This is a genomic window from Castellaniella sp. (assembly GCF_047971665.1).
GTDB lineage: Bacteria > Pseudomonadota > Gammaproteobacteria > Burkholderiales > Burkholderiaceae_B > Castellaniella.
On the sequence record NZ_JBKEAA010000031.1, the window covers coordinates 19,656 to 27,649 of the forward strand.

Annotated in this window: 7 protein-coding genes; 1 reads left to right on the top strand and 6 read right to left on the bottom strand. The window is 64.6% G+C overall.

What is annotated here, in order from left to right:
• Window positions 1-6: 6 nt before the first annotated feature.
• From mnmA to aroG, 6 genes are read right to left on the bottom strand one after another with little or no spacing between them, the layout of a single operon-like run.
• Window positions 7-1,122 (bottom strand): tRNA 2-thiouridine(34) synthase MnmA, encoded by a 1,116-nt coding sequence (gene mnmA, locus ACK5JE_RS12095; RefSeq protein ID WP_416801957.1) that lies wholly within the window; start codon window positions 1,120-1,122, stop codon window positions 7-9.
• Window positions 1,115-2,344: a glycolate oxidase subunit GlcF gene (gene glcF / locus ACK5JE_RS12100; RefSeq protein ID WP_416801958.1), complete on the bottom strand. Its 1,230-nt coding sequence runs from the start codon at window positions 2,342-2,344 to the stop codon at window positions 1,115-1,117. The genes mnmA and glcF overlap by 8 nt, the downstream gene beginning before the upstream one ends.
• Window positions 2,345-2,353: 9 nt before the next feature.
• On the bottom strand, window positions 2,354-3,448 hold the full coding sequence (glcE, locus tag ACK5JE_RS12105) for a glycolate oxidase subunit GlcE (protein WP_416801959.1): 1,095 nt from the start codon (window positions 3,446-3,448) through the stop codon (window positions 2,354-2,356).
• 11 nt (window positions 3,449-3,459) lie between these two features.
• A complete protein-coding gene (locus tag ACK5JE_RS12110) occupies window positions 3,460-4,956 on the bottom strand; it encodes an FAD-linked oxidase C-terminal domain-containing protein (protein WP_416801960.1) in 1,497 nt (498 codons plus the stop codon).
• Between the two features lie 9 nt (window positions 4,957-4,965).
• On the bottom strand, window positions 4,966-6,384 hold the full coding sequence (locus ACK5JE_RS12115) for an FAD-binding oxidoreductase (protein WP_416801961.1): 1,419 nt from the start codon (window positions 6,382-6,384) through the stop codon (window positions 4,966-4,968).
• Window positions 6,385-6,440: 56 nt separating this feature from the next.
• The gene (aroG, locus tag ACK5JE_RS12120; RefSeq protein WP_416801963.1) at window positions 6,441-7,532 is read right to left on the bottom strand and encodes a 3-deoxy-7-phosphoheptulonate synthase AroG; all 1,092 of its coding nucleotides are present in this window, start codon (window positions 7,530-7,532) and stop codon (window positions 6,441-6,443) included.
• A gap of 266 nt (window positions 7,533-7,798) precedes the next feature.
• On the opposite strand from aroG, the gene ACK5JE_RS12125 reads away from it, so the two are divergent.
• Window positions 7,799-7,994: hypothetical protein (locus ACK5JE_RS12125; protein ID WP_416799692.1), on the top strand; the 196-nt coding region annotated here is incomplete at its 3' end.

The following is a 7,994-nucleotide window of genomic DNA, read 5'->3' on the forward strand; positions in this document are numbered from 1 at the left end:
CCGCGCTCAGACAATCATCCCGCCGCCCAGGCATACATCGCCGTCATACAGCACGGCTGACTGGCCAGGCGTGATGGCCCATTGCGACTCGGCAAAGCGCAAGGTGAAATCCGCTCCCTCCCCTGTTTCCAGAGTGCATGCGGCATCGGCCTGCCGGTAGCGGGTCTTGGCGGCATAGGCGCCGGGCGCGGGCGGCTCGCCCGCCACCCAGCTGGCATCCTGGGCGCTCAGCCGTTCACTGAGCAGCCAGGGATGATCGTGCCCCTGTACCACATACAAGGTGTTGTGCTCCAGATCCTTGCGGGCCGCATACCAGGCATCGGCGGTGCCGTCCTCGCGCTGGGTGGCGCGTACGCCGCCGATCCCCAGCCCCTTGCGCTGGCCCTGGGTATGAAAGGCCAATCCCTGATGGCGGCCGACCTCCTGCCCTTCAGGCGTGAGCATCGGCCCCGGCCGGGTGGGCAGGTAACGGTTCAGGAATTCCCGGAAAGGCCGCTCACCGATGAAGCAGATGCCTGTGGAATCCTTTTTGGCCGCATTGGGCAAGCCGATCTCGCGCGCGATGCGGCGGACCTCGGTCTTGGGCAACTCACCCAGGGGAAACAGCGTGCGCGCCAGCTGATCCTGGTTTAGACGATGCAGGAAATAGCTTTGATCCTTGGTACCGTCCAGCGCCTTCAGCAACTGGCTGCGCAGCCCCCCGGACGTCTCGATGCAGCGCACCCGGGCGTAATGACCGGTGGCGATGTAATCGGCGCCCAGGCCCATGGCATGATCCAGGAAGGCCTTGAATTTGATTTCCGCGTTGCACAGCACATCCGGATTGGGCGTGCGCCCCGCGGAATATTCCCGCAAAAACTCGGCAAACACCCGGTCCTTGTATTCAGCGGCAAAATTGACCGCCTCGATGTCCACCCCCAGCACATCAGCCACGCTGGCAGCGTCCAGCCAGTCCTGGCGCGACGAGCAGTATTCGCTGTCATCGTCGTCTTCCCAGTTCTTCATGAACAGGCCGACCACCTCATAGCCCTGCTGCCGCAGCAGCCAAGCCGATACCGAGGAATCCACACCTCCCGACATGCCGATGACAACCCGGGCGCCTCGTGCCGGTCGTTCAGCCACGCAGCGCCTCGTCCACGGTTTCGATCCAGTGGCGCACCGGCATCTCGGTGCCACTCTGGAGATGACAGATGCAGCCGATGTTCGAGGACACGATGGTCTCGGGCAACGTCGTCTGGATGGCCTGAATCTTGCGGTCGCGCAGCGACTTGGACAACACCGGCTGGGTGATCGAATACGTCCCCGCCGAACCACAGCACAGGTGCGACTCACCGAAAGACTGCAGATCGAACCCCAGGTCCGTCAGCAGCCGCTCCGTCACGGCGCGCAGCCCCTGCCAGTGTTGCAGCGTGCACGGCGGATGGAAGGCGCTGCGCCCCGGCGCCCGGCACATCCTGGCGCGAACCTCGGTGGCCATGGGCGAGAGAAACTCGGCAATATCCTTGACATACGGCATCAGGCGCTCGGCACGCTCGGCATAGGCCGGATCATGCTTCAGATGATGGGCATAGTCCTTGATCATGCCGCCGCAACCCGAGGCATTGACGACCACGGCCTCGACCTCGCCGGATTCCAGCAATGGCAGCCATGCGTCCACATTGGCGCGCATCTGGTCGCGGCCGGCCTCCTGGGCATCCAGGTGGAAATTGATGGCGCCGCAGCAGCCCGAGCCCGAGGCGATGCGGGTGCCGACACCAACGGCATCGAGCACGCGCAGCGTAGCGGCATCGATGGAAGGCATCATGGCAGGCTGAACACAATTGGCCAGCATCAGCACCTGCCTGCCATGACGGCCCGGATCCGCCGGCAGCGCTCCTGCGGGCCGGGCCTGCGCGATCTTGGCGCGCAGTACCGCCGGCAGGACGGGCCGCACCCAGACACCGATCCGGTACAAGGACCCGAACCAGGACGAGCCCATCAGGCGCCGCAAGGTCTCGCGAATCAGGCGTTCGCGCAACGGCCGGCGCACCCGCTCGCTGACGACCTGCCGGCCGATATCCACCAGCGCGCCATACTGGACGCCCGATGGGCAGGTCGTCTCGCAATTGCGGCAGGTCAGACAGCGATCCAGATGCTGCTGCGTGACGAACGTCGGCTCAACCCCCTCCAGCACCTGTTTGATCTGATAAATGCGGCCGCGCGGGCTGTCGAGTTCATCGCCCAGGATCTGATAGGTCGGACAGGTCGCCAGGCAAAAGCCGCAATGCACGCAACGGCGCAGGACTTCTTCGGCGTCCCGGCCGAAATCGGTATCGCTCGCCCATTCTGCGAGTTGTGTCTGCATGATGGGTCCTCAGAGTTCAGGATAGAGTCGGTGCACATTGAAAATGCCGGCAGGATCGAATTCCCGCTTCAGCCGCCGGTGGATCTGCAGGACGCCGTTGTCCAGGGGATGGAACGTCGGCACCTCTTCGGGCGCGCCCTCGCGTCGGTACAGACACGCGGAACCACCCAGCGTCCGGACTCTGTCGCGCAGCGCCGCCGCATCATGCGAGCCCGCCAGCCAGCGCAGGCCACCGCCCCACTCGTGCAGCACCGGCCCCAGGCCCAAGGCCGGCGCGCCGGCAGGCAACACGATGCGCCACAGGGGCCGCTGATCAAAAAACGCATGCGTCTGATCGCGCAGACCCAGCCAGAAGGCCGCCGCATCGGCATCCGGCAACTGTTCTCCGCCGATTTCCTCCTGGCCGTGGAGCACGGCCGACGCGTTGCCTGAAAGACGCACGAACAATTTGCCGCTCGTGCCCGAGGCGTCCGCCACCCAGGCCGTCGCCGACACGGGCAAGGGCCGTGACCGCCAGCGCAGGCACAGATCCAGGGCAGCGGATTCATCGAGCGCCAGAACGCAGGTGGTTTCACGCGGCGGTCGGGGCGCGACCTTGAGAGAGACCTCCACAAGCGCCCCCAGAACCCCCAGGGATCCCGCCAACAGCCGCGAGACATCGTAGCCGGCGACATTCTTCATGACCTCTCCGCCAAAGTGCAGCACATTGCCATCGGCGCTCAGCAAACGCGTGCCGAGCACGAAATCGGCCAAAGGGCCGGCGGCCATGCGACGCGGCCCCGACAGGCCCGACGCGACACATCCCCCCAGGGTACCGGCCGCGCCAAAACGCGGTGGCTCGAAGGCCAGCATCTGATCCTGTGACGCCAGCAACGTCTCGACTTCCGCCAGCGGTGTGCCCGCCCGGGCCGTCAACACCAGTTCGGACGGCTCGTACCCCACCACCCCCTGATAGGCCGAAAGATCCAGCCAGGTTGCCGCATCATCGGCCGGCAGCGGCCCGCCATAAAAAAGCCGCGTGCCGCCGCCCCGGATCAGAAGCGGGCGCTGGCCCGCGCGAGCAGTCACGACCTGTTCGCAAAGTTCGGACAATACGAATTCCATGGGTGAGGATCCTAGAACCGGGGGATATCGGGAAAGCGGATGTCGCCTTGGTGGACGTGCATCTTGCCGTATTCCGCGCAGCGCACCAGGGTCGGGATGAGCTTGAGCGGGTTGAGCAATCCATAGGGATCGAAGGCACGCTTGACCGCCGAGAACATATCCAGCTCATCGCGCGTGAACTGTGAGCACATCTGGTTGATCTTTTCCAGGCCCACGCCATGCTCGCCAGTAATGGTGCCTCCCACCTGGACGCACAGTTCCAGGATGGCGACACCGAAAGCGTCGGCGCGTTCGACCTCGTCAGGCTGGTTGGCGTCGAACAGAATCAAGGGATGCAGGTTGCCGTCTCCGGCATGGAACACGTTCGAGCAGCGCAGTCCGAACTGCTGCTCCATCTCGGCAATCGCGGCCAGCACCTTGCCCAGATGGCGGCGCGGAATCGTGCCATCCATGCAGTAGTAATCGGGCGAGATGCGCCCCGCGGCGGGAAAGGCGTTCTTGCGCCCGGCCCAGAATTTCAGGCGTTCCTCTTCGGATGAAGAGGTCTGCAGCCGGGTGGCGCCGGCCTCGCGCAGCAGCGCCTCGACACGGGTGATTTCCTCGGCCACCTCATCGGGCGTGCCATCCGACTCGCAGAGCAGGATGGCGGCGGCATCCAGGTCGTAACCAGCCTTGACGAACGGCTCGACCATGTGCACGGAACGCTTGTCCATCAGTTCCAGCCCAGCCGGAATGATGCCGCCCGCGATGATGCGCGTGACGCCCTCGCCCGCCTGCTCGACGCTGGGAAAGCTGGCCATGACCACCTGCGCCAGCTGAGGACGCGGGATCAGCCGCACCGTCACCTCGGTCACCAGGCCCAGCATCCCCTCGGAGCCGATGAAGGCCTGCAGCAGGTTCAGGCCCGGGGCGTCCGGGGCCTCGCCGCCGAGTTCGATGACCTCGCCTTCGATCGTGACCATGCGCACCCGCAGGACGTTGTGCACCGTCAGGCCATATTTAAGGCAATGCACACCGCCCGAGTTTTCCGCCACATTGCCACCGATGGAACACGCGATCTGGCTGGACGGATCGGGCGCGTAGTACAGGCCATGCGGCGCCGCGGCCTCTGAAATCGCCAGGTTGCGCACGCCCGGGCCGACCACCGCCACGCAGGCCACCGGGTCGAGGCGCAGAATTTGATTGAGCTTTGCCAACCCCACGACCACCCCCTGGGGATGCGGCGTGGCGCCGCCCGAGAGCCCCGTGCCGGTGCCTCGCGGCACCACGGGCACATTATGTTCATGACAGGCCTTGAGGATGGCGACGACCTGGGTCTCGTTCTCGGGCAGCACCACGATGGGGGGCGGCTGCCGGTACAGCACCAGCCCGTCACATTCGTAGGCCTTGGTCTGATCGGGCCGGGTCAGAATGCAGTGCGCCGGCACATCCCGCGCGATGCGGGCCAGAAAGCCGGAAAAATCGGGCACGATGGCATGTCGTTCGTCCGCGGAGATTGCAGTGTCCATGAATTTTTCTCAGGAGGTCGATGCCGGAGGCAGGATCTTGCCGGGATTGAGCACGTTGCGCGGGTCGAGCGCGGATTTCAGCGCAACCATCACATCCAGCGCATCCTGGCCGTGTTCGGCCCGCATGAAGGCCTGCTTGTGCAGGCCGACGCCATGCTCGCCGGTGCAGGTGCCCTGCATGGCGATGGCGCGCTCGACCAGGCGCCGGTTCAGTTGTTCGGATTCGGCCCACTCGTCCGGATTGTCCGGATCGAGCAGCATCAGGACGTGGAAATTGCCATCTCCGACGTGCCCCACGATCGTGTAGGGGAAGCTGGCCTGGTTCAGCTCATGCGCGGTCTCGCCGACACATTCGGCCAGCCGGGAGATCGGCACGCACACATCGGTCGTGCTGGAGCGGCACCCGGGGCGCAGATTCAGACCCGCAAAATAAGCGTTGTGCCGCGCCGTCCAGAGGCGGCTGCGGTCCTCGGGACGGTCGGCCCACTCGAAATCCTGTCCCCCGTGCTCACGAGCAATGGTCTGCACCGACTCGGCCTGTTCACGGACCGAACCGGGACTGCCGTGGAACTCGAAAAGCAGCAGAGGCGACTCGCGCAAGCTCAGGTGGCTGTAGCGGTTGGTGGCCCGTACCGCATGCGCGTCCATGAACTCGATCCGGGCCACCGGCACCCCCATCTGGATGATCTCGATCACGCTGTTCACCGCGGCGGCCAGGTCCGGGAAATTGCAGATCGCGGCGGAGACGGCTTCAGGCTGGGGGTACAGGCGTACCGTGACTTCGACGATGATACCCAGGGTCCCTTCGCTGCCCACGAACAGGCGGGTCAAGTCGTAGCCGGCCGAGGACTTGCGCGCCCGGCTGGACGTCTCGATCACCCGCCCGTCGGCCATGACGACCTTGAGCGACATGACGTTCTCGCGCATGGTGCCGTAACGCACGGCATTGGTGCCCGAGGCGCGGGTGGCCGCCATGCCGCCCAGGCTGGCGTCGGCCCCCGGATCAATCGGAAAGAACTGCCCGGTTTCGCGCAAGGACTCATTGAGCTGCTTGCGGGTCACGCCGGCCTGAACCGTAGCGGTGAAATCCTCGGCATGCACGGCCACGATCTGGTTCATCCCTGAAAGGTCCAGGCAGACGCCGCCCTGGATCGCCAGCAGGTGGCCTTCGAGGGAGGAGCCCGCCCCGTAGGGAATCAGGGCGATGCCATGGTCATGGCAATGACGCGCCACCCAGGCGACCTCGTCGATGCTCTGAGCGAAGACCACCGCATCGGGCGGCATGGCGGGATACGGAGACTCGTCTCGACCATGATGCTCACGCACCGCCTGCGCCGTGGAACAGCGCTCGCCGAAATGCGAACGCAATGCCGCCAGGAATCCATCCGGCAAGGGCCGGGCCTGCGGGGCAATATGCAAGATATCCATATCCGATCCTATAGGCTCAAAAACCGGGACACTCGCCAAACGCCGGGCGGCATGCGCTAAGCGGCGCTGCTGACCGACTCGGATGCCGAACGCGCCGCCTTGCGGCGCGCGCGCACGGCCGCCGCCAGACGATCGAGCACGGTTGCCGTCGTGTCCCAGCCCACACAACCATCCGTGATGCTCTGACCATACACCAGGGGCTTGCCGGGCACCAGGTCCTGACGCCCACCCACCAGGTGGCTTTCGATCATCACGCCGAACAGGCGCGTGTCGCCGTTTTCGACCTGAGCGCAGACGTCCTCGATCACCAGCGGCTGACGGGTATAGTCCTTGCTGCTGTTGGCATGACTGGCATCCACCATGACGCGCGGGCGCATGCCGGATTTCTCCAGGGCCTCGGCAGCCGCCTGGACGTGCTCGGCCTGATAATTGGGCGCCTTGCCGCCTCGCAGAATCACGTGACAGTCCTCGTTGCCGCGCGTGGACACGATGGCGGAATGCCCGCCCTTGGTGACCGAGAGGAAATAATGCGGCTGCGACGAGGCCTTGATCGCGTCCAGCGCGATGCGCGTGTTGCCATCGGTGCCATTCTTGAATCCCACCGGGCAGGACAGCCCCGAGGCCAGTTCGCGATGCACCTGGCTTTCTGTGGTGCGCGCCCCGATGGCGCCCCAGGACACCAGGTCGGCAATGTACTGCGGCGTGATCATGTCCAGAAACTCGGTTCCCGCCGGCAGGTCCAGGGCATTGATGTCGATCAGCAGCTCACGGGCCGTGCGCAGCCCCTGGTTGATGTCGAAACTGCCATCCAGGCCCGGGTCATTGATCAGTCCCTTCCAGCCCACCGTCGTGCGGGGTTTTTCGAAATACACCCGCATGACGATTTCCAGTTCTGCGCTCAGCCGCTCGCGCTCTGGCGCCAGACGACGCGCGTAGTCCATGGCTGCCTGGGTGTCGTGGATGGAGCACGGGCCGACCACCACGACCAGGCGGTCGTCAGCGCCGTACAGGATGTTGTGGATGGCTCGTCGCGCATCGTGAACCGTGCCCGAAATGTCTGCCGTGCAGGGAAACTCCCGCATCACATGGGCGGGAGGCGCCAGCTCGCGGATCTCTCGGATGCGGGTATCGTCGGTGTTGTGTGACACGGTCATGCTCCATTTCAGGGCCGGATGCAAGGGCGACAACAAAAAAGCCGCCTGGCAGCGCCGGCGGCTTTTTCAGGAATGTGTAGACTACTTTTTCGTACAGCGATTCCCTTCCTCCACCAGCGGCTTTGGAAACATAAAAAAGTAGAAAAAATAAGGAATCGAATACATATTTTGATGCTACCACAAACTGAGATCACAGTGCAAGAATCAGCCCTGTCCAATATCAGATGAGTCTGAAGGGGGCCTGGTGATTCCAACATCAGATGAGTCTGGAGCTTTGGCCGCGGGTCGTCGATCATCGGGAGATGATCTTGACCTTGCACGACGAACGGCTCACCAGCCTGGAGAGCCTGGAACAATTTCTGGCCGGCACCGCTGGGCTCGATCCACAGGTCGCCGACGGCACCGAGGCGCAGCGCCACGCGCACGTCCTGTCGGTGCTGCAGCGCTTTCGATACC